This window comes from Hydrogenophaga soli, assembly GCF_054777695.1.
The window spans coordinates 280,856-303,547 of sequence record NZ_BAAHAK010000004.1; the positions used below are offsets into that span (position 1 = coordinate 280,856).

Consider the following 22,692-nt stretch of genomic DNA (forward strand, 5'->3'; position numbering starts at 1 on the left):
CATGAACCCCTTTGTCGACTACATCGCTCATCACCCGGCCATCCTGGCCGACCACCAACCCCTGAGCGAAGACGAGCAGGACGAACTGTTCGACGGACTCAACCACCCCGACTTGCCCGACGACTGCATGACGGCCGAAATGGCCGACGGCTTCCTGGTGGGCTGCGTGCTCAGCCCCAACCCGGTGGACACCGCCGCCTGGCTGGAGGTGGTGTTTGGCCAAGCCAGCATGCCCCCGTGCAGCAGCCCCGAGGCCCGCGACCGCCTGCTCAGCCTGGTGCTGCGCCGCTGGCGCGACATCCAGCATGCGTTCACGCCCGAGTCCACCGACCGGGTGATGAACCAGGGCACCGAGGCCATGTTCATCCCCCTCATTGGCGAGGTGGACCCGGACGACGTCATTCACCCCGTGCAACTGGACGAGGAAGACCGCCGCGTGGGCGAGTGGCTGGGCCGCGACTGGTCGGTGGGGTTTTTCAGCGCCATCCAGCACGACGACACCTGGAAGCACCTGCTGGAAGACGAGGAACACTGGGCCATGGTGGCCCCGGTGCTGCTGTACTTCCAGGGCCATGATCCCGCCCGCCCCGGCCACCTGATCGACACCGACCCCGACGCGTTGGGCGACATGATCCGTGCGCTCTACCGCATCGGTACCTACTGGCGCAACTTCAAGCAGGCGCTCGCGCATTCATGAGCGAGGCCCAGGCCGCGTCCGGTGTGACCGGCACGGCCCGCCCACCCAAGCCACCGCCGGTGGAGGTGGCGCTGCTGGTCAGCGTGTTCGTCGTGGCCGCCTGCGGCCTGCTCTACGAGCTGGCCGCCGGGGCCCTGGCCAGCTACGTGCTGGGCGACTCGGTGTTGCAGTTCTCCACCGTCATCGGCACCTATCTGTTTGCCATGGGGGTGGGCTCGTACCTGTCGCGCTTCTTCAACCGCCAGTTGCCCGCGCACTTTTTGCGCATTGAACTGCTGGTGGCCCTGGCCGGGGGGCTGCTGCCCGCCGCGCTGTTCGCCGTCAACGCCTACGCGCCCGGGGCCTTCCGGGTGCTGCTGTACGGGCTGGTGCTGCTGGTGGGTGTGCTGGTGGGGCTGGAGATTCCGCTGGTCATGCGCATCCTCAAGCGCAACGTGGTGCTGCGCGACCTGGTGTCGCAGGTGCTCACCTTCGACTACCTGGGCGCGTTGGCCGTGTCGCTGGCCTTTCCGCTGCTGTTGGTGCCCAAGCTGGGCCTGGTGCGAACCGGCCTGCTGTTCGGGCTGATGAATGCGGTGGTGGCCCTGTGGGCGCTGTGGCTGTTCCGGGCTGAGCTGCGGCACTTCCGCTCACACGCCGTGGCCTGCGGGGCCACGCTGCTGGTGCTGCTGGCCGCCTTTGCCGGGGCCGACGCCATCACCACCCGGGCCGAAGACAAGTTCTACGGCGGGCAGGTGGTGTACGCCGCCACCTCGCCCTACCAGCGCATCGTGGTCACCCGCCAGTCTGGCGAGGGGCGGCTGGGCCACCGCTTGTTCCTCAACGGCAACCTGCAGTTTGCCGAGCGCGACGAATACCGCTACCACGAGGCCCTGGTGCACCCCGCACTGTTGGCCCACGGCGCACCGCGCAAGGTCGCGGTGCTGGGCGGCGGCGACGGCATGGCCGTGCGCGAAATCCTCAAGCACCCCAGCGTGCAGCACGTCACCCTGGTGGAGCTGGACCCGGCCATGACCGAGCTGTTCACCCGCACCCCGGCGCTGGCCGCGCTCAACGGCCATGCGCTGACCGATCCGCGCGTCACCGTGGTCAATGCCGACGCCTTCACCTGGCTGCAAGACAGCACCGAGGTGTTCGACGCCATCGTGGTCGACTTCCCCGACCCCACCAACTTCGCCGTGGGCAAGCTCTACACCCAGAGCTTTTACACCCTGCTGGACCAACACCTGGCCGCCAGCGGTTATGCGGTGGTGCAGACCACCTCGCCCCTGGTGGCCCGCCAGAGCTTCTGGACTGTGGTGACCACGCTGGAATCGGTGGGCCTGCACACCGCGCCCTACCACGCCCATGTGCCCAGCTTTGGCGAATGGGGCTACGTGATCGCCTGCCGCCGTCCCTGGCGCCTGCCCGGGGCCGATGCCCCGTGGCCCGCGGACCTGCGCTTCCTCAGCCCGCAAAGCCTGCCCCAGCTGTTCGACTTTCCGCTGGACATGGCCCGCGTGCCCGCCGAGGTCAACCGCCTGAGCAACCAGGTGCTGGTGCACACCTACGAGGCCGAATGGGGCCGGGTGATGAAGTGACCCCCCGGCTGGCGCGGCGCGAACTGCTGCAAGCCGGGGCTGCCGCCGCCCTGGTGGCCGCCTGTTCTCCGCCCACCGACCCCGCCGCCCCGCTGGACCTGAGCCGGGTGCAAGGCGGTTTTGTGGGCCCCGACCCGCAGCGCGGCCACTCCCTGGTGCGGGATGCCGCGCAGGCGGCACGGGCCACCCCCGGGCGGGTGCGCCGCGTCCGCACCCTGATTGCCGGGGGCGGCGTGGCCGGGCTGGCCGCCGCACGGGGCCTGATGCAGCAGGGCCAGCACGACTTTGCCCTGCTGGAGCTGGAAGACGAAGTCGGCGGCAACGCCCGTGCCGGCACGCTGCAAGGGCTGGCCTGCCCCTGGGGCGCGCACTACCTGCCCGTGCCCGGCCCCGACAACCCCGACCTGCAAGCCCTGCTGGCCGAGCTGGGCCTGCTGCACCGCGACGCCGCGGGTCGCTGGCAACCCGACGAACGCCACCTGGTCCACAGCCCGCAGGAACGCCTGTGGTTCAACGGCCAATGGCAAAGCGGCCTGCTGCCCCTGCAAGGCGTGGGCCCGGCCACCCTGGACCAATACCGCCGCTTTGGCGAGCAGGTGCGCCACGCCCAGCAGACGGCCCGGGCGCAGGGCCTGCCCTTCCAGGTGCCCTTCGTCGGGCACTGGGTGGGCCAGGGGCAGGGGCCATGGGGCGGACGATCGGCGCCGCCGTGGGCGGGGCGTGGCGTGGTGAATCACAAGCCCAATTCACCCTCTGCGCTTTTGCATCTTGAGCTGGATGCTCTGTTTTTTGATGAATGGCTGACCCGGCAGGGCCTGACCGATCCCCACCTGCGCTGGTACCTGGACTACGTGTGCCGCGACGAATACGGGGCCGGACTCACCCAGGTGTCGGCCTGGGCGGGCGTGCACTACTTTGCCGCCCGCCACGGCTTTGCGCTGCCGGGCGACCTGGCCCCTGCCGACCGGGGCGAGGCCGGCGCCACCGTGTTCACCTGGCCCGAAGGCAATGCCTTTGTGGTGCGCCGCATGGCCGCGCCGCTGGGCGAACGCCTGCACACCGGCTGGGCCGTGCAGCGCGTGGCGCGGACACGCCAGGGTGTGGCGGTGGACGCCCAGCACGCCGCCAGCGGCGAACGCGTGCGCTGGCTGGCGCAGCAGGTGGTGCTGGCGCTGCCCGCCCAAGTGCTGACCCGCGTGCTGGAGAGCGACGCCTGGCCCGCGGCCCAGCGCCTGCGGGCCCAGGCCGCCCGCGTGCGCCACGCCGCCTGGGTGGTGACCAACCTGCACCTGCGCCAGCCGCTGGCCGACCGGGGCGGCGCGGCCCCGTCGTGGGACAACGTGGCCTACCGCCCCGACGCGGCGGCCACGGGGTCGGGTGGCCTGGGTTACGTGGATGCCACCCACCAGGCCCTGCACCGTGCGCCCCAGGCCCCCACGGTGCTGACCCACTACCGCGCCCTGGGCACCGGCGTGGACGCCCGCCGCCAGCTGCTGGCGCAACCGTGGACGCACTGGGTGGAACAGGCCGTGGCCGAGTGGCGCGATGCCCATCCCGACCTGCCCGGCCTGATCACCCACGCCAGCGTGGCCCGCCACGGCCACGGCATGGGCGTGCCATGCCCCGGATTTTTGAATGAAATAGGCCTCCAGCGCTTTTTCAAAAAGCGTGAGCAGCTATCAAAAGCAGAGCGAGAGTCCGCCCGCCTGCTCTGGGCCCACAGCGATGCCTCCGGCATGTCCACGTTCGAGGAGGCCTTTGCCCAGGGGCTGGCCGCGGGACGACAGATGGGGGCTGCCCTGTCCGGTGCATTTCCTGTGTAAAGTGGCATTTTTATGAATGCTTGCTGAACAGTCATGGCCGCCATCGATGGGCGCTGGTGGCCGGGGACGCGGCACAACCCAGCGTGGGGGCACCCATGATTTCTTTCCCGTTGTCGGCGCGTCAGGAAACGACCTGGCTGGAGCATCTGGCCTTGTTGGCAGAGCTGCCATACCCCGGCGCTGTGCTCATGCCCACGGTGATGGCGGCGCTCAAGCGCGGCTTCCAGGCCGACATGAGCGTTGTGGTGTGGGTGGCCGGAGATCCGCTCAAACCCGCCGCCGCCTGGATGGACCGGACCAACGGTTCCGTGCTGTCCATCCAGAAAACCCGCATGGCCGACGTGTTCAAGGACTTTCCGCTCGACCTCCAGCTCCAGACCGATGGCGACCTGATCCGTCAGCTCCAGGCCATGCCTGGGGATGAAGACCACTGGGTTTACAAGGAGGCGCTCAACCTCCTGGGAGTGCACTGGGGGATTTGCGCCCCCTTGCTGGATGCACAGCGGCAGTGTCTGGGTTTCCTGTACCTGTACCGGGCCAAGGAGGCGGGGCCGTTTTCGGATGCCGACAACCAACGCCTCAAACGTGCCCGCGACCGCCTCCAGGGCCTGGGACGCACGCCCTCCACCCGGTTGCCACCCTGTTCGCACCGGCTGAGGCATGCTGCGCAGTTTCAGTTCGACATGCAGGGGCGCATGCTGGCGCGCAGCGCCCAGGGGGTGGAGCTGTTGTACCTGTACCAGAGCATGGGCGAGGGGCTGTTGGATTGGTGCTCGGACGGGTTGGAGGCCTTGCCGCCGCAAGTGCGCACTGCGGTGGCGCACCTGCTTGATCAAGCCCGTCAGGGCTCCGATGTGGCCCCCCTGCACTTCAGCGCCGATTTGCCCGCGGGCCGTTTCGACTGCCATGCCGAACTCATGCTTCCCCTGGACGATGCCCAACCCCAGGTGCTGGTGCGGATCAGCCACCACGAGCCTTTGGACGTGGCGGTGGCCCGCTCGCTGCAGGGGGTGCCATGGGGCTTGCAGGAAAAACGCATCCTGGTGGCCACCACGCGGCAGCCCAGTTCCCAGCAGCTGGCCGACCACCTGGGGGTGACGGTCAGCACCCTCAAAAGCTACATCAACCGCTTGCAGGCCAAGGCCGGTGTGACCTCCCGGCAGGCCCTCATCGAGCGGCTGCTGACACAGCCCGCCCGCCCCTGATCGCCCTCATACCAGCCCTCCGTGGCGCGGCGGGGGCTGGCCCCGCCACCGTCCGCTGACCTCAATCCACCCGGCGCGCGTGCTTCACCCCGTACATGGAGCGGTCGGCCACGGCCAGCAGGGCTTCGGGGGTGTTGGCGTCGTCGGGGAACAGGGCGATGCCGATGCTGGCCCCCACCTGGGCCAGGCGAGGGGGATTGACCTGGGCCCCGGCGTGGGTCTGGATGGGTTGCACCACCGCCTCGTGCAGCTTGGCGGCCACGCGCTGGGCGTCGTCCTTGGACTCGATGCCGCTGAGGATGACCAGGAACTCGTCACCCCCGATGCGGGCCACCGTGTCCACGCCGCGCACACGGCTTTGCAGGCGCACGGCCACCACCTGCAACACCTCGTCGCCGGCCCTGTGGCCCAGCCCGTCGTTGACGCTTTTGAAACCGTCCAGGTCCACAAACAGGGCCGCGGCCTTGCGGCGGCTGCGGGTGGCCTGGCTGCAGGCCATGTCCAGGCGGTCACGCGCCAGGCGCAGCGAGGGCAGGCCGGTGAGGGCATCGTGGTTGGCCAAACGGGCAATTTCCTCGCGCTGTGACATCACCTCGCGCATCAGGCGCTTGAGGGACTCCTGGTGGTCGCTGATGCCGATCACCACCACATAGGCCAGCAGCGACACCGTTGACACCGCATACACCCACACCACCGGGTTGGTGGGGTATTGGGGGCCCAGGCGCACGGGCAACCAGCCGTTCACGTAGGCCAGGCCCACCAGCGACACCCAGGCCAGCGAACCCGCCATCACCCACAGCAGCCGACCCTTGGGCAGCACCATGGCGGCCAGCACGTTGGTGATCGCAAAAAACACGATGCCGTTGCCTTGCAGCCCGGTCAGCAACGTGGCCACACCGCTGCCCAGCAGGAACAGGGCCAGTGGCGTGCCCTCGTACAACCACGTGGGCATGCGGCGGCGCACCAGGTAGGCCACAAGGAAGCCCAGCGGCATCAGCATGGCCGCCAACAGCAGGTTTTCAATGGGACGGCCCGAGGCGATGGAGCGCAGGGGCAGGCCGATCAAGGCCATCACGCTGACCAGGGCCACGGCGCGCCAAGTCCGCTCGGCGAACACGGCGTGAACCTGGGCCACCTCGTCGGCGGTGGTGTGGGATCCGTTGGTTGGGGTCACGTCAGGTGCTTTCCTCGTTTGCCCGCAAACGCCTGTGCGATGCTGAGCTGGCGCGATCCGGGGTGCAGTTCAAAACCCTGTCCGGCCTCCAGGTGGCCCGTCTTCACCACCGACAGGTAAAACCCGCAAAAGCCGCTTTGGGCCATGCGTTTGCTGGCCTGGGCAAAGCCCATCACGGCGTTGAACTTGAAGCAGGGCTGGCGTGGCTCGCTCACGCGCAACACGCAGTCGGGAAAGTGCAGCTCGTCGCCCACCCAGGCGTCGGCCTCCAGCAGCCCGCTGAGGCTGAGGTTTTCACCCATGAAGCCGGGGGGCAGCGGCTCGTCGAACAGGCTCACACCGTGTTCGCGCCGCTGCGCCTGCCAGAAGGCCATGTGTTCGGTGGGGTAGGCGTACACCGCCTTGCCCAGGCCGCCGTGCACGCTGGGGTCGGCCTGCTCGTCGCCCGCCAGGCCCAGGGTTGACACGGCCACCGGGCCGACCACCGACCGCTTGCCAATGGCGCTGAGGATGCGTCGCCCACCCACGTCCAGGGGGGCCGCTTGTCCGATGTTGAGGCTCAGGATTTGCATGGGCAGCATCTTGCCTCAACGCATGCCGATGCGGGCGCCGTCGAACAGCGCCCCGGCCTCGCGTGGGGGGCATCGCCAGTAGGGCGGCTGGGCCTGCACGCTGGCCCCCAGCTCGGCCGCGGCATGCCAGCCCCAGCGCGGGTCGTACAAGAACGCCCGGGCCAGCGCCACCAGGTCGGCCTGGCCTTGCTGCAACACGGCCTCGGCCTGCCGGGCCTGGGTGATCAGGCCCACGGCCAGCGTGGGCAGCAGGCCCGCGTGGCGCACGGCCTGCGCCAGGTGCAGCTGATAACCCGGGCCCACCGGAATCTGCTGCTGGGGCGACACGCCGCCAGACGAAATGTGAACAAAATCGGCACCCAGCGCTTTCAATTCAAGCGCAAGGCGCTGCGTTTCTTGTGGCGTCCAGCCGCCCTCCACCCAGTCGGTGGCCGACAGGCGCAGGCCCAGCGGGCCGTCAAACACCCGCCGAACGGCGTTGAAGATGCGCTTGGGGTAGGCCGTGCGGCCCTCGTAACCGCCGCCCCACACATCGTCGCGCTGGTTGGACAGCGGGGACAGAAACTGGTGCAGCAGGTAGCCGTGGGCGGCGTGCAGCTCGATGGCCTCAATGCCCACACGCTGCGCCCGCTGTGCGGCGCTGACAAATGCGGCTTCGATGCGGTCCAGGTCGTCGTGCGTCAGGGCCGCCGGGGGCGCTTCATGCGGCAGGTGCGGCAGGGCCGATGGGGCTTGTGGCACCCAGCCGCCAGCCTCGGGCGGCAACAGCGCGCCGCCGTTCCAGGGCGCGGCGCTGCTGGCCTTGCGCCCGGCGTGGCTGAGCTGGATGCACACCGGCACCCGCGGGGCGAGTGCCCGGGCACGGTGCAGGCGCTGGGCCAGGGCGGCTTCGGTGGCGTCGTCCCACAGGCCCAGGCAGCCGGGCGAGATGCGCCCACCGGGCTCCACCGCGGTGGCCTCCAGAATGACCAGACCCGCCCCGCCGTTGAGCAGGTTGGTCCAGTGGAACTGGTGCCAATCGGCCGCCAGACCGTCGGTGGCCGAGTACTGGCACATGGGCGCCACCACGATGCGGTTGGGCAACACCAGCCCCCCCGCAGGCGATGGCATCGTGTACGGGGTGAACAGCAGCGGGCGGGGCATCAGGGACGGCAGTACACGCAGAGTTTGTTGCCGTCGGGGTCGCGGAAGTAGCCGCCGTAAAAACCTTCGCCACGGGGGCCCACGTCGCCCTCGTTCTGGCCACCCATCACCAGGGCCAGCTTGTGCACCTGGTCCACCAGATCAATGGAGGGGGCCAGCAGGGCCACCATGGTGCCGTTGCCCACGCTGGCGGGCTGGCCGTCGAACGGTTTGAGGATGCCCAGCGAAGGCTGGTCAGGCTCGGTGCCCCAGCCGATGCCGCGTTCGAACGCCCACAGCCGCTGTGCGCCCAGCAGGGCCAGCACGGGGTCGTAAAACGCGGCAGAGCGGTCAAGGTCGTTGGTGCCGAGGGTGGCGTAGCCGATCATGAAAAGTCCTTGTGAGGGTGGGTCAGTTCCGGTCCACGGCAGAACCGGGCGTACAGCCGCCATTGTGCGCTCGGGACTGGGGGGCTTTGGCGGGTGGGTTGCGACGCTCAGGCAACATCGCCGCGGGTGCACGGCTCAACTTCTTTGTGAAAGAAATCGGCCCGGTCATCTACAACCAGGCCGTGGCCGCCGTGCAGGAGCGCCTGCAAGCCCGGGTTGCCGAAATCGACATCGAGGTGCACGAAGACGAATTTCAGTACTGGCGCAAGTTCGACACCCCGCGCAAGGGGCGGAAGTGATGTCCCGGTGAGCCCGGAAATTCATCACTCTTTGAGAACCATGTCGATGCACAACACCGCCGCCAGAATCAATGGACGAACGGGGTCATTGGCGGGCACCGATGAATCGATTTCCAGCACGTAGTTGTCAGCAGAAGTGAACAGTTCTTTTCCCAATCCAGCCCATTTCTTGGTCACACGAGCCAGTTTGCGTTCGCCCTGAACAAAAGAAAAATCCCAGCCAGTCCATTTGCCTTTCAGTGCGCAAATGGATTCATTGTTGGTATTCAGCACATTGAACGCCCCGCCGATTGAAACCAGTTTTTGTTTGAATCCGCCAATGGGCCGATTCTTGTGGTCAAAAACCTTGACGTCAGACAGAAAAATGCTGATGCCCCTCCGAATGCTCAACACCAGGGAACCCTCAGGGGTCGCCACTTCAATGTCGAAAGGCGTCATGCGCTTGTAATCGGTAAACCGAAAAATCTTGGAAAACAAACCCAGATTGGGTTCGCGGCAAGTCAGCACCACTTGCCGGGTTTCTGGATTTAGAATGTCAAAGTTGTTTGCCGCCTTGAACATGCCCACATGTTCTTTGACGAAGAAAACGTTTTGATTGAGTGCAGATGACACATGATCCTCCTGTGTATTGTTGAAATAATGAAAAATTGATCGAGTCGCAGCGGAGTGAATTGGTTGTCTTTGCTGCGAAATATGGTGATAACAAAGTACTCGTGGGTGACGGTCAATGCTGGATGAACAAACGGAGCAAGTGCGGCGCCAATTCCAAAACCATGCCCAGCATGGCGCTGATAGTTTGCTCAAACGCAGCCCTCCACGAAAGACCCTGGTTCACCCCAGTCACCCACCAAATGACGTGAACCAGAATGGCCATTGACCCCAACGGCAACCACCGCTTCCACCAGGGCCACGCGGGCCCTCCTTGACGAAGCTGGGCCTGGTACTTACCCGCTCGAACGCCCATCCACAAACCACAACCCAAGAGCAGCAGCAAGGTCAAAAAGACGGCGGCCACCCATGTCGGATCAAGGCGAGTGTGCTGCATTGAGTTGACTGCGCGTCCGCTCGGCCTCGGCCCGCGCCGCATCGGCAAAGTCGGCCCCGTTGCTGGCGTACAGGATGGCGCGGGACGAATTCACGGCGATCAGCCCCTGGCTGCCACCCGGCGCAGCCGTCAGCCCGGCTTGCACCGTGGCCTGGGCGTCGCCGCCCTGGGCGCCCACCCCGGGGATGAGCAGGGGCAGCGTGGGGGCCAGCTCGCGCACGCGGGCGATTTCGGCGGGGTAGGTGGCGCCCACCACCAGGCCCAGTTGGCCGTTGGTGTTCCAGGGGCCCTGGGCCAGGCGGGCAATGTGCTCAAACACCTTGGGTTGGCCGTCCACATCGGCCAGTCGCTGGGCCTGCAGGTCGTCGCCGCCGGGGTTGGAGGTGCGGCACAGCAGGAAGGCGCCCTTGCCTTCGTACTTCAGGTATGGGGCCACCGAGTCCCAGCCCATGAAGGGCGAGAGGGTCACGGCGTCGGCTTGGTAGCGTTCGAAGGCTTCTTTGGCGTACTGCTCTGCGGTGGAGCCGATGTCGCCGCGCTTGGCGTCCAGGATGACGGGCACGTGGGGGGCCACGCGGCGCATGTGGGCCATCAGGCGTTCCAGCTGGTCTTCGGCGCGGTGGGCGGCAAAGTAGGCGATTTGCGGCTTGAAGGCCATGGCCAGGTCGGCGGTGGCATCGACGATGGCGGCGCAGAAGTCGAAGATCTTGCTGGCATCGCCCTGCCAGGTGCCGGGGAAGCGGGTGGGTTCGGGGTCCAGGCCCACGCACAGCAGGCTGTTGTTCCGGGCGCGTGCAGCGCCAAGCATCTCGGTGAAGGTCATGGCTGGATTGTAGAAAGCGGGTTGTGGCCCAGGCGCTCCATGGCCAGGCACAGGTCGGCCCAGACCTTGCCTTTTTCGGAGGGGCTGCGCAGCAGGTAGGCGGGGTGGTAGGTGACGACCACGGGGCGCTGGTTCACGGTGTGCACGCGTCCGCGCAGGCGGCCCAGGGGGAGTTTTTCCACGTCGGGCACCACGCCTTGCAACAGGGTCTGGGCGGCAAAACGGCCCACGGCCAGCAGCAGGTCGGGCTGCACCAGCTCGATCTGGCGTTGCAGGAAGGGCTGGCAGCGGGCGACTTCCTCGGGCTCGGGGTTGCGGTTGTGCGGTGGGCGGCACTTGATGACGTTGGCGATGTACACATCGGCCTCGCGTTGCAGGCCCATGGCGGCCAGCATGGCGTCGAGCAGTTGCCCGGCAGGCCCCACGAAGGGCAGGCCTTGGTGGTCTTCCTGCTCGCCGGGGGCTTCCCCCACGATCATCCAGCGGGCCTGGCGGTTGCCCATGCCGGGCACGGCCTGCCGACGGCCCTGGCACAGGCCGCAGGCCTGGCAGCTGCGGATGCGCTCGGTCAGCTCGTCCCAGCCGCAGTCGGTGTGGGGCGAGTTTTGAGCATCAAATGGGCCTGTAGCGCTTTCATTGAAAGCGTGAGCAGCTATGGTTTCAGGAGTTTGGCTGGCGGGTGGGCAAACCCCGGCGGTGGGCGCTTGCACCGGGGGGCGAGCCGGGGTGGTCGCCACCGCCGCAGGGCTGCCCGCGGGCGCGTGCGCCGTGGAGGGCGTGGCCTGTGCAGACGCGGGGGCCGCCTGGGGCTGCGCCGCGGGGTCGGGCCACCACTGGCGGATGCCCATGGCGGCCAGCATGGCGCGCTGGCGCTCGTCCAGGTTCAGGCTGTGCAGGGCGGGGTCGGTCATGGGGCGGGGGTGTCCGGGCGGGCGGTCAGGTCCAGGCTCATCAGCAGCGCATCTTCGCGCAGGCCGTGGCCCAGCGGGTAGTACTGCTTGCGACGCCCCACGGTCTGAAAGCCCAGTTGCGTGTACAGCGCCTGGGCGGGGGCATTGCTCTCGCGCACCTCCAGCCACAGGCTGTGGGCGCCTTGTGCGGTGCTGTGCACGGCCAGGGCCTGCATCAGCACCTTGGCCCAGCCTTGGCGGCGGTGCTCGGGGGCCACCACGATGTTGAGCAGGTGCATCTCGTCCACGCCCGCCATGGCCACCCAGTAGCCCAGCAGCATGCGGCCACTGGCGGTGCGTTGCAACGGGGCATCGCCGGGCAACACGGGGGTGGTCAGCAGCGTGGCGGGGTAGCCCGAGCGCAGCGAATCGCGGAAATGCCCCAGCGTCCACGGGTGGGCGTAGGCGCGTTTTTCGGTGTCGGCCACCAGGTCCAGGTCGGCCTCGGTCAGCGGCTCCAGGTGCAGGCTGCGCTCAGCCATGGCGGTGCTCGGTGGCGGATGGGGCGGCGGATGGGGTGGCGTGCGCGGCCATGCGTTCGGACGTGGTCTGGGCCACCTTGTCACGCACGTACAGCGGCTGGGCCTGTGCGGCGGTCACGGTGTGTCCTTGGGCCACCAGGGCCGGGGCCAGCCGCAGCAGGGCGGCGGCGGTGGGCCAGGCCTCGCAGGCGGTGTGGGGCCGGTTCAGCGGGGGCAGCAGGTTCAAGGCGTTGCTGGCCAACAGGCAGGGCGCGTGGGGGGGCAAGGTGGCCTCCACCAAGGCGGGCAGCTGTGCGGGGGCCAGCAGCCACGGGCCGCCCAGGCGCTGGGCCTGGGGGTGCTGGCCGTCGGGAAAGTGGTCGATGGCGGCATACACCTCGCCCATGCGGGCGTCCAGCACCGACACCACACACAGCGCGCCGGTGTGGGCGTGCTGGTGTCGCGCCTCTTCGGCCACGGCCAGCAGGGTGTCGATGGGCAGCACGGGCAAGCCCAGGGGGTGGCGTTCGGAGCGCACGCCGTAGGCCAGCCCCTGCACCACGGCGGTGGCGGTGCGCAGCCCGGTGAAGGCCCCCGGCCCCTGGCCGAAGACGATGGCGTCCAGGTCGCCCAGCGCCAGCCCGCGCCGGGCCAGCAGGCCCTGGATGCCGGGCAGCAAGGTGGCCGAGGCTTGGGCCCCGCCTTCCCCAGCCCATTCGTCCGCGGGGCCTGTCCCCGTGCCATCCGCGGGGGCGCTGGCCCCGCCGTGCTGCAAGGCCACCGACACCCGGTGGGTGCTGGTGTCCAGGGCCAGAAGCCTGAGCGGTCCGCAGGCCGATCCTTCAGGACCGATACTCGGACGTTCTGCGTTGCCCTCTGCCGTCATGCCCTGGTTTCCGATTCGTTCCACATCCGCCAATCGTAGCCGCCCCGTCGCGCCGGAGGTGGGCGGAGGGCGGAATCTGCGGGGTGGGAGGGTGAGCCCGGCGGGGCGTCGGGAGCGCAGCCCGGTGTCAGTGGGTGCTGTGCTGGCCGCTGCGGTGGGCCTGGTGGTGGCGTGCGGCTGGCCCACGGCGGCCGCATGGGCCCAACCGGGCCGCTCGCCCAGCCTGCCCGAGCCGGTGCGCCAAGCGCTGGTGAAGGCGCGTTTGCCGGTTGATGCCCTGGTGGTCGCCGCCGCGCCAGTGGACCCGCAGGCCCCGCTGGCGCTGCGGGTGGGGGCGGACAAACCGGTCAACCCCGCCTCGGTCATGAAGCTGGTGACCACCTACGCTGCCCTGGACCTGCTGGGTCCGCAGTTTGTGTGGCACACCCGCTTCTGGGTGGACGGCCCGGTGACCGACGGCCTGCTGCGCGGCAACCTGTACGTGCAAGGCGGGGGCGACCCCAAGTTTGTGATGGAGCGCATCACCGCCGCCCTGCAGCAGGTGCAGGACGCGGGCATCCGCGTCATCCATGGCGACCTGGTGCTGGACCAGTCGCTGTACCAGGTGCCGCCGGTGGACCCGTCGGCATTCGACGGCGAGCGGCTGCGCCCCTACAACGCCACGCCCGAGGCGCTGCTGGTCAACTTCAAGTCGGTCATCCTCAACTTTGAGCCCAGCGCCGCCGAGGGCGTGGCCCGCGTCAGCTTCGAGCCCCCGCTGGCCGGGGTGAAGGTGGATGCCACCGTGCCCCTGAGCCCCACCGCCTGCGGCGACTGGCGCAGCGCCCTGCAGGCCCGCTTCGACTCGCCCGAGGCCATCCGCTTTGCGGGCAGTTTCCCCGCCCGTTGCGGCCCCCAGACCTGGCCTGTGGCCTATGTGGACCCCGAGCGTTACGCCGCCCGGGCCCTGGAGGGGCTGTGGCGTGCCGGGGGTGGGTTGATGACCGGCAGCGTGCGCGCCGGGACCGTGCCCGCCAGCGCCCGGCTGGTGGTCAACGCCCCTTCGCTGCCGTTGTCCGACATCGTGGCCGACGTCAACAAGTTCAGCAACAACGTGATGGCGCAGCAGGTGTTCCTGACGCTGGGCCGCGTGCCCGCCCAGGGCTTGGACCCCCAGGGCCAGGGCATCCAGGAGCTGAGCGGCCAGGGCTCGTTCGAGCGCTCAAGGGCGCGGGTGTTGCAGTGGTGGAAAGACCGCTGGGGCAGCCGCGTCGCCGCGCCGATGCTGGACAACGGCTCGGGCCTGTCGCGCCACGAGCGCATCACCGCCGAGGGGCTGGTGGCCTTGCTGCGCGACGCGGCGGCCCACCCTGCGGCGGGTGCGGTGCTGGCCCAGTCGCTGCCGGTGGCGGGCGTGGATGGAACGGCCAAACGCATGGGCGAGCGGGGCATTTTGCAAAAGGCCCTGGGCAATGCCCAGGTCAAGACCGGCACCCTGCGCGACGTGGTGGCGGTGGCGGGTTATGTGCAGGCCCGCGATGGCCGACCCTGGGCCGTGGCGGCCATTGTCAACCACCCCAACGCGGGGCTGGCCCGTCCGGCCCTGGACGCCGTTTTGGAATGGGTGGCCAGCCAAGGCCGCTGACCCCTTCCACCTTTTTGGGCATTCCCATGACTTTGACAGACCTCATCGGCACCGTGGCCGCTTCCCTCACCACCGTCAGCTTTGCCCCGCAGGCGTGGCACACCTTCAAGACCAAGGACGTGCGCGGCATCTCGCTGGGCATGTACTCGGTGTTCACCGTCGGTGTGAGCCTGTGGCTGGTGTATGGCCTGCTGCTCCAGGCCTGGCCGGTGGTGGTGGCCAATGCGATCACGCTGGCGCTGGCCAGCGTGATCCTGGGCATGAAGCTGCGCTACCGCGACAACGGGGACAACGACGGCAGCGCAGCGTCTTGACAGCGCGGGGACTCAGCCCAGCAGGCTGTCGGCGTTGACGTAGGTGTAGCCCAGGTCACGGGCCACGGCTTCGTACGTCACCTGGCCTTCACACACGTTGAGGCCGTTTTTCAGGTGCACGTTGTCCTTGAGGGCCTGCTTCCAGCCCTTGTCGGCCAAGGCCACGGCGTGGCCGATGGTGGCGTTGTTCAGGGCGAAGGTGGAGGTGCGGGCCACGGCGCCGGGCATGTTGGCCACGCAGTAGTGCACCACGCCGTCCACCACAAAGGTGGGGTCGGCATGGGTGGTGGCGTGCGAGGTTTCGAAGCAACCGCCCTGGTCGATGGCCACGTCCACCACCACGGCGCCCTTCTTCATGCGGGCAATCATGGCGCGGGTCACCAGCTTGGGCGCTGCGGCCCCGGGGATGAGCACACCGCCCACCACCAGGTCGGCGTCGAGCACGGCTTCTTCCACGCTCAGGGCGGTGGAGTACACGGTGCTGATGCGGTTGCCGAAGATCAGGTCGAGCTGGCGCAGGCGGTCCACGTTCTTGTCGAGCACGGTGACGCGGGCTCCCACGCCCACGGCCATTTGCAGCGCATGGGTGCCAACCACGCCAGCGCCCAGGATGACCACATGCGCGGCCGGTACACCGGGCACGCCGCCCAGCAGCACGCCCATGCCACCCTTGGATTTTTCCAGGTGCGCCGCACCGGCCTGGATGGCCATGCGCCCGGCCACTTCACTCATGGGGGCCAGCAGCGGCAGGCCGCCGCCGACGCCGGTGATGGTTTCGTAGGCAATGCACACGGCGCCGGACTTGACCAGCGCGGCGGTTTGTTCGGGATCGGGGGCCAGGTGCAGGTAGGTGTACAGGATCTGGCCGGGGCGCAGCATGGCGCACTCTTGCGGCTGGGGTTCCTTCACCTTCACCACCATGTCGGCCTTGGCAAACACCTCGGCGGCGTCGGCGGCCAAGGTGGCCCCGGCGGCCACGTACTGTTCGTCGGACAGGCCAATGGCGGCCCCGGCGCCCTGCTGCACCAGCACGGCGTGGCCGCGGCTGGTGAGTTCACGCACGCTGGCCGGGGTCAGGCCAACGCGGTATTCGTGGTTCTTGATTTCCTTGGGGCATCCGATGAGCACAACAGTCTCCTGTGGGGTTGAAGGTGCCCCGCAGTGTGCACCTGTGCCGCCCATTCCAGAAGATAGATTAACCAAGCAGCGTTTTCATAACCCATGCTGATGGTTTGCCCAGGCCCGTGTGCGGGAGCCGGGCGCGGTCGATCACCAGCGTGAGTGCAACTGCAGGTAGGCGTAATCGCCCAGTTGCAGGTGGCCGTTGGGCGTCAGGTGCAGGTTGTCGGCAAACAGGTACGACGCCTTGCTGGTGGACGCCAGGGTGCTGTCGTTGCAGCTGAAGGCGGTGGGGGTGGTGCACAGGGCCGTGGTGCGGTTGGCAAAGCCAAACGCGGGGCCGGTCTTGTCGTCGGCGTTGCGGTTGACCAGGAAGGCCGCGTCCACAAACAGCAGGTTGGCCCCCAGGTTGACGGCCGCCAGTTTGAACGCGTCGTTCAAACGCAGCGAGGCCAGGCTGAACAGCCCTTTCTGGTCTTGCTGGGCGGCAAAGGGCGAGCGGCTCAGGTCGTACACGCCGCACACCACGATGTGTTTGGCGCCTGCGGCAATGAGGCGCTTCATGTCGTCGGCACGGGCGTTGCCGTGGGTGTCCACCTGGGCCAGGGCCGCGGTTTCGGTCAGGGTGCCGGCCTTCACGGCGGCCACGGGGGCCAACACGTCGGCCATGGGCAGGTTGATCAGCACCACGTCATCGGTCTGGAAGGTGTTGCTGGCCAGGAAGGCGTCGATCTGCGCCGCCAGGGTGCGCGGCAGCGCTTCGGTGGGGCCGTGTCCTTGGGCGAACCCCAGGCCGCCCTTGGATTGGGCGGTGAGGGTCTTGCCGTAGCGGCTGGCCACATGCTCGGCCCAGATGTTGATGGTGCCGTCGTTGACGGTGTAGCGCGAACCGGCTTGACCCACGTCGCTCAAGCCATCGCCAAAGGCGATGAAACGGCTGGGGTTGATGGCCGACACCACATCGCCCGAGCCGCAGGCGGCCAGCAGGCTGGCCGTGCCCAGCGCCACCCCGCCTCGCAACACCCCCCGGCGGGACAGTCCCGTCCGGGCAGACGGTTCAAGGCGGTGGGCGGCGGGCAGGTGGGCGGTCATGGGCAAACTCTCCAGGGGATGATCGGTCTTGGACGGGACCGCGTATCTTAGTTCGGGCGCTTTGCGGGGGCGGGCTTCAGGCGGCGGCGCGGGCCAGGCGGTCGCGCACACCATCCCAGGGGGCGTCGGGCGGCGGGGTTTCCACCCAGATCAGGGTCACGCCCTGGGCGTCCAGCTCGCGCAGCACGGCAAACAGCTCGTGGGCGCAGGCGTCGGCGCTGTCGGGCATGCGCCGCCAGGTGCAGTGGGGGTTCTGGGCCTGCCAGCCCTTGGGGGCTTGTCGGCTGTAGATGGCAATGGCCGGGCGGGCTGCTTCCCGGGTGGTTTTGGGGGGCGTGTGCAGCAGCACGCCCGCGGCGGCGTCCAGCTCGGCGGCGCTCATCAGCCGCACCCGGGCGGTGGGCGCGTAGTGCGAGGCCAGCGTGCCCGACGCCCGGGGGGCGGGCGTGTCCTGCGCCTGCTCGGGCGTCAGCACACGCTGGCCGCAGGCGGCTTCCAGCTGGGCGGGGGTGATCTGGCCGGGGCGCAGCAACACGGGGCGGCCCCGGGTGGCGTCCACGATGGTGGACTCGATGCCCACGCTGCACGCCCCGCCGTCCAGCACGGCCAGGGTCTCGGCGTCCAGGGCTTCGAATTCGCCCATCACATGCGCGGCGGTGGTGGGGCTGACGCGACCGAAGCGGTTGGCGCTCGGCGCGGCCACACCCCGCACGCCCAGCGCCTGGGCGGCTTGCAGCACGGCCTGTGCGGCAGGGTGGGCGGGGCAGCGCAGGCCCACCGAATCTTGGCCACCCGCGGCCGCCTCGGCCACGCCGGGCTGGCGCGGCACGATCAGCGTCAGCGGGCCGGGCCAGAAGGCCTGCATCAGCGCCGTGGCCCAGCCGGGCACGCTGTGCGCGTGGTGGGCCACGCCCGGGGCCCAGTCGGGCGGCAGGTGGACGATGAGCGGGTGGTCCGCCGGGCGGCCCTTGGCCGCAAAGATGCGGCGCACCGCCTCCGGCTGCCCGGCGTCCGCCGCCAGGCCGTACACCGTTTCGGTGGGCAGGCCCAGCAGGCGGCCCTGGGCCAGTTGGTGGGCCGCGGCGTCCAGGCCGGGGGTGTCGGGCGTCAGCAGGCGCGGCATGGGGTCAGCGGCCCGGCGTTCAGAACGCGGGCAGGCCCAGGATGTCGCAGGCCGCCAAGGCGGTGGCGCGGGCCGCTTCTGCCGTGGGCGCGGTGATGTTCAGGTGCCCCATCTTGCGGCCCGGGCGGGCGTCGAGCTTGCCGTACAGGTGCAGGTGGGTGCCGGGCAGGGCCAGCACGCGGTCCCAGGCGGGCGTGCGGCTGACTTCGGGCTGGCCGGGGGCAAACCACAGGTCGCCCAGCAGGTTGAGCATGAGGGCCGCACTGTGCTGGCGCGGTTCCACCAGCGGCAGGCCCGCCATGGCGCGCACCTGCAGGTCGAACTGCGACACCGTGCAGGCGTTCTGGGTGTAGTGCCCGCTGTTGTGCGGGCGCGGGGCCATTTCGTTGACCACCAGCGCACCGTGTTCGCTGCCGTCGTCGATCACGAAGAACTCGACGCACAGCACCCCCACGTAGTGCAGGTGGTTTGCAATGAATTTTGCAGCGCTCACCGCTTTCTCTGAAAGCGCTGGAGGCAGATTTTGTTCAAAAACTTCGGTGACCGCCAGGATGCCGTCGCGGTGCAGGTTGCGCTGCACGGGGAAGCTGACCACCTGGCCGTCGGCCCCACGCGCCACGATGACCGAACACTCGGCCTGCAAAGGCAGCATCTTTTCCAGCACGCAGGGCACACGGCCCAGGCGGTCCCAGGCGGCGGCCAGTTCCTCGCGGGTGCTCACCCGCACCTGGCCCTTGCCGTCGTAGCCCAGGCGGGCGGTTTTCAGGATGCCGGGCAGCAGGTCGGCGGGCACGGCGGCCAGCAGCTCGGGCGTGTCGATGGCGGCATAGGGCGCGGGGAACACCGCCTGTTCGGGGTGGGCCTGGGCCACGGCCACGAACAAGGCCTTTTCCTTCACCCGGTCTTGCGCCACGGCCACGCACGAGGCCGCCGGGGCCACCGGGCGGTGGGCGCCCAGGGTCAGCAGGGCGGGGGCGGGGACGTTTTCAAATTCGGTGGTGATGGCGTCGCAACGCTGCATCAGCTGGGCCAGGCCCTGCTCGTCGTCGTACGCGGTCTGGATGTGGTAGTGGCTCACGCGCCCGGCGGGGCTGGCCGGATCGGGGTCCAGCACCGCGGTGAAGTAGCCCATGGCCTGGGCGGCATGGACAAACATGCGGCCCAGTTGGCCGCCGCCCATCACGCCCAGCGTGAGTTGCTGGCCACGGGGGGAGGTGCTGCCGGGGAGGAGGGGTTGGTTCATGCGGACTCCTCAGGCGGACACGGGCGGCACCACCATGGCCCGGGCGGCCTCGGTCTGGGCGGCGCGGAAGGCGGTCAGTTGCTGGCGCAGCGCGGGCTGGGTGGTGGCCAGCATGGCCACGGCAAACAGCGCGGCGTTGGCGGCCCCGGCGGTGCCGATGGCGAAGGTGGCCACCGGGATGCCCTTGGGCATCTGCACGATGCTGTGCAGCGAGTCCACGCCTTGCAGGTGGCGGCTGGCCACGGGCACGCCCAGCACGGGCACCTCGGTCTTGGCGGCCAGCATGCCCGGCAGGTGGGCGGCCCCACCGGCCCCGGCGATGATGGCACTCAGGCCCCGGGCTGCGGCGCTTTCGGCGTAGGCAAACAGGTCGTCGGGCATGCGGTGGGCCGAGACCACGCGGGCCTCGTGCGCAATGCCGAACTGCTTGAGGATGTCCACCGCGTGCTGCAGGGTGTCCCAGTCGCTGGACGAGCCCATGACCACTCCCACCTGGATGGCGGCCTGGGACGAAGACGGGGGGGTTGCAGTGGCGGTGGTCATGGTGTGCGGCGGGCCTTCCGGTAAAGTTCGGATTCTACTTTTTGCCCCCCACACCACAGGTGCTGACATGATCGACGTGACGCTGGCCAATTTTGAAACCGAGGTGGTGGAAGCCTCCAAAACCGTGCCCGTGCTGGTGGACTTCTGGGCCCCCTGGTGCGGCCCGTGCAAGTCACTGGGGCCGGTGCTGGAGAAGGTGGAAGAGGCCTACAACGGCCGCTTCAAGCTGGTGAAGATCAACTCCGACGACGAGCAGGAGCTGGCCGGGGCCTTTGGCATCCGCAGCATCCCCACCTGCGTGCTGATGAAAGACGGCCAGCCGGTGGACGGCTTCATGGGCGCGTTGCCCGAGGGGCAGGTGAAAGCCTTCCTGGACAAACACGTGCCCGCCGAAAACGAACTGGCCGCCGAAGCCGAGGAAGAAGAAGCCCTGGAGGCCCTGGCCGATGGCGACGTGGCCACCGCCCTGGCCAAGCTGCAAGAGGCCGTGGACACCGACCCGAACAACGACGACGCCCGCTTCGACCTGGTCAAGCTGCTGTTGCAGCAGGGCCTGGACGACGAGGCCAAGGTGGCGTTTGCACCGGTCATCGCCAAGTCGGCCGGGGTGCGCAAGCTGGATGCGCTGAACCATTGGATCAAAGCTATTGATTCTGTAGCTGCTCACGCTTCTGAAGAAAGCGCTGAGGCCGATTTTTCTTCAAGAATTGCGGCCAACAAGCGTGACTTTGACGCCCGCTTTGGCCTGGCCCAGCTGCGCATGGCCCAGCAGCGCTGGACCGACGCCATGGACGAGCTGCTGGACATTCTCATGCGCGACAAGGCCTGGAGCAGCGACCTGGCACGCAAGACCTACGTGGCCATCCTGGACCTGATCGAGCCGCCCAAACCCAAGGTGGCCGAGGGCCAGATTCCGCCCGAAGACCCCACCGTGGCCACCTACCGCCGCCGCCTGTCCAGTGTGGTGTTGAGCTGAGCATGGCGTCAGCGGCGTCCACGGTGCCGGTGGCTGCGCCCGCCGAGGCCTTGGCCCGGCTGCGCCAGCAGCTGGCCCAGGCGCAGGCCGACGGTCGCCGGTTCCTGCTGGGGCTGGTGGGGGCGCCCGGTGCGGGCAAGTCCACGCTGGCGCAGGCGCTGGTTGAGGGCCTGAACGCGGCGGGCGACAGCGCCCGCCTAGTGCCCATGGACGGCTTTCACCTGGCCCAGGCCGAGCTGGAGCGCCTGGGTCGCGCCGAGCGCAAGGGCGCCCCGGACACCTTTGACGCCCACGGCTACGTGGCCCTGCTGCGTCGGCTGCGCACGCCGTTGCCGGATGAGGTGGTGTACGCCCCTGAATTCCGCCGCGAGCTGGAAGAACCCGTGGCCGGGGCGCTGGCGGTGCCGCCCGCCGTGTCCTGCGTGGTCACCGAAGGCAACTACCTGCTGATGGACACCCCCGGCTGGCGCGAGGTGCGCCCGCTGCTGGACGAGGTGTGGTACGTGGAAACCGACGACGCACTGCGCGTGCAGCGCCTGGTGGCCCGCCACCAGCAATTTGGCCGCAGCGCCGATGCGGCGCAGGCCTGGGTGATGCGCTCGGATGAGGCCAATGCCCGCTTGATCGAGACCACCCGGCAGTGCGCCGACCGGGTGTGGCGCTGGGGCACGGGCTGGGTGGCCTGAGCCGCCGGACCCGCCGGAGGCGCCAGAGTCGCCCGCTTCAGCCCACCAGTTGGGTCAACGCCTCGCGGTACTTGGCTGCGGTGTTTTCAATCACGTCCTTGGGCAGGTGGGGGGCCGGGGCGGTCTTGTCCCACAACACGCCACCCACCTTGGCGGTTTCCAGCCAGTCGCGCAGGAACTGCTTGTCGTAGCTGGGGGGGTTCTGGCCTTCGGCGTACTGGTTGGCGGGCCAGTAGCGCGATGAGTCGGGGGTGAGCACCTCGTCCATCAGCACCAGGGTGCCGTCGGTGTCCAGTCCGAACTCGAACTTGGTGTCGGCAATGATCATGCCCTTGGTCAGGGCGATTTCGGCGGCGGCGCTGTAGAGGCGGATGGAGATGTCGCGGATGCGGGTGGCCAGGTCCAGGCCGATCATCTCGACCGTGCGCTCGAAGGTGATGTTTTCGTCGTGTTCACCCACGGCGGCCTTGGCGGCCGGGGTGTAGATGGGCTGGGGCAGCTTGCTGGCGTTTTTCAGGCCCTCGGGCAGGGGCACGCCGCACACGCTGCGGCTGTCCTGGTATTCCTTCCAGCCGCTGCCGGCCAGGTAGCCACGCACCACGGCCTCGACGGGGATGGGCTTCAGGCGCTTGACCAGCATGGAGCGGCCCTGCACCTGCGGCACTTCGGCGGGGGTGACCACGCTCTCGGGCGCGTCGCCAGTGAGGTGGATGGGGCAGATGTTGAGGCCATTGGGGCCCAGCTTGTCGAACCAGAACAGGGCCATGCGTGTCAGCAGCTCGCCCTTGCCGGGGATGGGCTCGCCCATGATCACGTCGAAGGCGCTGATGCGGTCGGAGGCCACCATCAGGATGCGGTCGTCGCCCACGGCGTAGTTGTCGCGCACCTTGCCGCGGGCCAGCAGTGGCAGGGAGGTGAGGGCGGAGGTGTGCAGGGCAGCGGTCAT

23 protein-coding genes and 1 pseudogene are annotated in these 22,692 nt (G+C 68.9%); 9 read left to right on the forward strand and 15 right to left on the reverse strand.

The features are described 5' to 3' along the window. Nucleotide 1: 1 nt before the first annotated feature. From ACYVB7_RS09480 to ACYVB7_RS09495, 4 genes are all read left to right on the forward strand, one after another. Nucleotides 2-697 (forward strand): YecA/YgfB family protein, encoded by a 696-nt coding sequence (locus tag ACYVB7_RS09480; RefSeq protein ID WP_460506743.1) that lies wholly within the window; start codon nucleotides 2-4, stop codon nucleotides 695-697. Continuing rightward, nucleotides 694-2,277 carry a spermidine synthase gene (locus ACYVB7_RS09485; RefSeq protein ID WP_460506746.1) on the forward strand — a complete coding sequence of 528 codons (1,584 nt, stop codon included), beginning with the start codon at nucleotides 694-696 and terminating at the stop codon, nucleotides 2,275-2,277. Before ACYVB7_RS09480 ends, ACYVB7_RS09485 begins: the two co-directional genes overlap by 4 nt. Next, nucleotides 2,256-4,100: an NAD(P)-binding protein gene (locus ACYVB7_RS09490; RefSeq protein WP_460506749.1), complete on the forward strand. Its 1,845-nt coding sequence runs from the start codon at nucleotides 2,256-2,258 to the stop codon at nucleotides 4,098-4,100. Before ACYVB7_RS09485 ends, ACYVB7_RS09490 begins: the two co-directional genes overlap by 22 nt. 95 nt (nucleotides 4,101-4,195) lie before the next feature. Further along, nucleotides 4,196-5,305 carry a helix-turn-helix transcriptional regulator gene (locus ACYVB7_RS09495; protein WP_460506752.1) on the forward strand — a complete coding sequence of 370 codons (1,110 nt, stop codon included), beginning with the start codon at nucleotides 4,196-4,198 and terminating at the stop codon, nucleotides 5,303-5,305. A gap of 61 nt (nucleotides 5,306-5,366) precedes the next feature. Here ACYVB7_RS09495 and ACYVB7_RS09500 read toward each other — a convergent pair whose 3' ends face one another. Genes ACYVB7_RS09500 through ACYVB7_RS09515 form a run of 4 tightly spaced genes read right to left on the reverse strand, consistent with a single transcriptional unit; the run spans nucleotide 5,367 to nucleotide 8,562 of the window. Then, nucleotides 5,367-6,479: a diguanylate cyclase gene (locus ACYVB7_RS09500; protein ID WP_460506755.1), complete on the reverse strand. Its 1,113-nt coding sequence runs from the start codon at nucleotides 6,477-6,479 to the stop codon at nucleotides 5,367-5,369. Beyond that, nucleotides 6,476-7,051: an MOSC domain-containing protein gene (locus tag ACYVB7_RS09505; RefSeq protein ID WP_460506757.1), complete on the reverse strand. Its 576-nt coding sequence runs from the start codon at nucleotides 7,049-7,051 to the stop codon at nucleotides 6,476-6,478. Before ACYVB7_RS09505 ends, ACYVB7_RS09500 begins: the two co-directional genes overlap by 4 nt. A 15-nt stretch (nucleotides 7,052-7,066) precedes the next feature. Further along, entirely contained in the window at nucleotides 7,067-8,194 is a 1,128-nt protein-coding gene (locus ACYVB7_RS09510) for an NADH:flavin oxidoreductase/NADH oxidase (RefSeq protein WP_460506760.1), read from the reverse strand. Next, a complete protein-coding gene (locus ACYVB7_RS09515; protein ID WP_460506763.1) occupies nucleotides 8,194-8,562 on the reverse strand; it encodes a VOC family protein in 369 nt (122 codons plus the stop codon). The genes ACYVB7_RS09510 and ACYVB7_RS09515 overlap by 1 nt, the downstream gene beginning before the upstream one ends. A gap of 110 nt (nucleotides 8,563-8,672) precedes the next feature. Here ACYVB7_RS09515 and ACYVB7_RS09520 point away from each other — a divergent pair. Continuing rightward, nucleotides 8,673-8,861, forward strand: a pseudogene (locus ACYVB7_RS09520) (DUF2164 domain-containing protein); the annotation flags it as partial. Nucleotides 8,862-8,885: 24 nt separating this feature from the next. On the opposite strand, the gene ACYVB7_RS09525 reads toward ACYVB7_RS09520, so the two are convergent. From ACYVB7_RS09525 to tsaB, 5 genes are all read right to left on the reverse strand, one after another. After that, nucleotides 8,886-9,473, reverse strand: a complete 588-nt coding sequence (locus tag ACYVB7_RS09525) for an LURP-one-related/scramblase family protein (protein ID WP_460506766.1) — start codon at nucleotides 9,471-9,473, stop codon at nucleotides 8,886-8,888. Between the two features lie 413 nt (nucleotides 9,474-9,886). Continuing rightward, nucleotides 9,887-10,729 (reverse strand): orotidine 5'-phosphate decarboxylase, encoded by an 843-nt coding sequence (gene pyrF, locus ACYVB7_RS09530; protein ID WP_460506769.1) that lies wholly within the window; start codon nucleotides 10,727-10,729, stop codon nucleotides 9,887-9,889. After that, nucleotides 10,726-11,640: a uracil-DNA glycosylase gene (locus ACYVB7_RS09535; protein WP_460506771.1), complete on the reverse strand. Its 915-nt coding sequence runs from the start codon at nucleotides 11,638-11,640 to the stop codon at nucleotides 10,726-10,728. Before ACYVB7_RS09535 ends, pyrF begins: the two co-directional genes overlap by 4 nt. Further along, entirely contained in the window at nucleotides 11,637-12,161 is a 525-nt protein-coding gene (rimI, locus tag ACYVB7_RS09540; protein WP_460506774.1) for a GNAT family protein, read from the reverse strand. The genes ACYVB7_RS09535 and rimI overlap by 4 nt, the downstream gene beginning before the upstream one ends. Next, on the reverse strand, nucleotides 12,154-13,026 hold the full coding sequence (tsaB, locus tag ACYVB7_RS09545; protein ID WP_460506777.1) for a tRNA threonylcarbamoyladenosine biosynthesis protein TsaB: 873 nt from the start codon (nucleotides 13,024-13,026) through the stop codon (nucleotides 12,154-12,156). The genes rimI and tsaB overlap by 8 nt, the downstream gene beginning before the upstream one ends. A gap of 124 nt (nucleotides 13,027-13,150) precedes the next feature. Here tsaB and dacB point away from each other — a divergent pair, with 124 nt between their 5' ends. Both dacB and ACYVB7_RS09555 read left to right on the forward strand, forming a co-directional pair. Then, on the forward strand, nucleotides 13,151-14,650 hold the full coding sequence (dacB, locus tag ACYVB7_RS09550) for a D-alanyl-D-alanine carboxypeptidase/D-alanyl-D-alanine endopeptidase (RefSeq protein ID WP_460506780.1): 1,500 nt from the start codon (nucleotides 13,151-13,153) through the stop codon (nucleotides 14,648-14,650). Nucleotides 14,651-14,676: 26 nt separating this feature from the next. Further along, the gene (locus ACYVB7_RS09555) at nucleotides 14,677-14,964 is read left to right on the forward strand and encodes a SemiSWEET transporter (protein ID WP_460506783.1); all 288 of its coding nucleotides are present in this window, start codon (nucleotides 14,677-14,679) and stop codon (nucleotides 14,962-14,964) included. A 12-nt stretch (nucleotides 14,965-14,976) separates the two neighbouring features. On the opposite strand, the gene ald is transcribed toward ACYVB7_RS09555, so the two are convergent. The 5 genes from ald to purE form a co-directional block, all read right to left on the reverse strand. Continuing rightward, nucleotides 14,977-16,092 carry an alanine dehydrogenase gene (gene ald / locus ACYVB7_RS09560; RefSeq protein ID WP_460506786.1) on the reverse strand — a complete coding sequence of 372 codons (1,116 nt, stop codon included), beginning with the start codon at nucleotides 16,090-16,092 and terminating at the stop codon, nucleotides 14,977-14,979. 141 nt (nucleotides 16,093-16,233) lie between these two features. Continuing rightward, nucleotides 16,234-17,175, reverse strand: a complete 942-nt coding sequence (locus tag ACYVB7_RS09565) for an SGNH/GDSL hydrolase family protein (RefSeq protein ID WP_460506789.1) — start codon at nucleotides 17,173-17,175, stop codon at nucleotides 16,234-16,236. 76 nt (nucleotides 17,176-17,251) lie between these two features. Continuing rightward, complete coding sequence (locus ACYVB7_RS09570; RefSeq protein WP_460506792.1) at nucleotides 17,252-18,298, reverse strand: L-threonylcarbamoyladenylate synthase; 1,047 nt, start codon at nucleotides 18,296-18,298, stop codon at nucleotides 17,252-17,254. A gap of 19 nt (nucleotides 18,299-18,317) precedes the next feature. Then, complete coding sequence (locus tag ACYVB7_RS09575; RefSeq protein WP_460506795.1) at nucleotides 18,318-19,541, reverse strand: 5-(carboxyamino)imidazole ribonucleotide synthase; 1,224 nt, start codon at nucleotides 19,539-19,541, stop codon at nucleotides 18,318-18,320. A 9-nt stretch (nucleotides 19,542-19,550) separates the two neighbouring features. Next, nucleotides 19,551-20,084 (reverse strand): 5-(carboxyamino)imidazole ribonucleotide mutase, encoded by a 534-nt coding sequence (gene purE, locus ACYVB7_RS09580; protein WP_460506798.1) that lies wholly within the window; start codon nucleotides 20,082-20,084, stop codon nucleotides 19,551-19,553. A 67-nt stretch (nucleotides 20,085-20,151) separates the two neighbouring features. Between purE and trxA the strand changes: the two genes are divergently transcribed. Next, entirely contained in the window at nucleotides 20,152-21,060 is a 909-nt protein-coding gene (trxA, locus tag ACYVB7_RS09585) for a thioredoxin (protein ID WP_460506800.1), read from the forward strand. A 2-nt stretch (nucleotides 21,061-21,062) separates the two neighbouring features. After that, complete coding sequence (locus ACYVB7_RS09590; protein ID WP_460506803.1) at nucleotides 21,063-21,746, forward strand: nucleoside triphosphate hydrolase; 684 nt, start codon at nucleotides 21,063-21,065, stop codon at nucleotides 21,744-21,746. Nucleotides 21,747-21,783: 37 nt separating this feature from the next. On the opposite strand, the gene ACYVB7_RS09595 is transcribed toward ACYVB7_RS09590, so the two are convergent. Further along, nucleotides 21,784-22,692, reverse strand: coding sequence for a phosphoribosylaminoimidazolesuccinocarboxamide synthase (locus tag ACYVB7_RS09595; RefSeq protein WP_460506805.1), 909 nt, complete (start codon nucleotides 22,690-22,692; stop codon nucleotides 21,784-21,786).

Coding starts and splice junctions, on each gene's coding strand:
- ACYVB7_RS09480 (WP_460506743.1), top strand. CDS start 2: ATGAACCCCTTTGTCGACTACATCGCTCATCACCCGGCCATCCTGGCC.
- ACYVB7_RS09485 (WP_460506746.1), top strand. CDS start 694: ATGAGCGAGGCCCAGGCCGCGTCCGGTGTGACCGGCACGGCCCGCCCA.
- ACYVB7_RS09490 (WP_460506749.1), top strand. CDS start 2,256: ATGGGGCCGGGTGATGAAGTGACCCCCCGGCTGGCGCGGCGCGAACTG.
- ACYVB7_RS09495 (WP_460506752.1), top strand. CDS start 4,196: ATGATTTCTTTCCCGTTGTCGGCGCGTCAGGAAACGACCTGGCTGGAG.
- ACYVB7_RS09505 (WP_460506757.1), bottom strand. CDS start 7,051: ATGCAAATCCTGAGCCTCAACATCGGACAAGCGGCCCCCCTGGACGTG.
- ACYVB7_RS09510 (WP_460506760.1), bottom strand. CDS start 8,194: ATGCCCCGCCCGCTGCTGTTCACCCCGTACACGATGCCATCGCCTGCG.
- ACYVB7_RS09515 (WP_460506763.1), bottom strand. CDS start 8,562: ATGATCGGCTACGCCACCCTCGGCACCAACGACCTTGACCGCTCTGCC.
- pyrF (WP_460506769.1), bottom strand. CDS start 10,729: ATGACCTTCACCGAGATGCTTGGCGCTGCACGCGCCCGGAACAACAGC.
- ACYVB7_RS09535 (WP_460506771.1), bottom strand. CDS start 11,640: ATGACCGACCCCGCCCTGCACAGCCTGAACCTGGACGAGCGCCAGCGC.
- rimI (WP_460506774.1), bottom strand. CDS start 12,161: ATGGCTGAGCGCAGCCTGCACCTGGAGCCGCTGACCGAGGCCGACCTG.
- tsaB (WP_460506777.1), bottom strand. CDS start 13,026: ATGACGGCAGAGGGCAACGCAGAACGTCCGAGTATCGGTCCTGAAGGA.
- ACYVB7_RS09555 (WP_460506783.1), top strand. CDS start 14,677: ATGACTTTGACAGACCTCATCGGCACCGTGGCCGCTTCCCTCACCACC.
- ACYVB7_RS09565 (WP_460506789.1), bottom strand. CDS start 17,175: ATGACCGCCCACCTGCCCGCCGCCCACCGCCTTGAACCGTCTGCCCGG.
- ACYVB7_RS09570 (WP_460506792.1), bottom strand. CDS start 18,298: ATGCCGCGCCTGCTGACGCCCGACACCCCCGGCCTGGACGCCGCGGCC.
- ACYVB7_RS09575 (WP_460506795.1), bottom strand. CDS start 19,541: ATGAACCAACCCCTCCTCCCCGGCAGCACCTCCCCCCGTGGCCAGCAA.
- purE (WP_460506798.1), bottom strand. CDS start 20,084: ATGACCACCGCCACTGCAACCCCCCCGTCTTCGTCCCAGGCCGCCATC.
- trxA (WP_460506800.1), top strand. CDS start 20,152: ATGATCGACGTGACGCTGGCCAATTTTGAAACCGAGGTGGTGGAAGCC.
- ACYVB7_RS09590 (WP_460506803.1), top strand. CDS start 21,063: ATGGCGTCAGCGGCGTCCACGGTGCCGGTGGCTGCGCCCGCCGAGGCC.
- ACYVB7_RS09595 (WP_460506805.1), bottom strand. CDS start 22,692: ATGACCGCTGCCCTGCACACCTCCGCCCTCACCTCCCTGCCACTGCTG.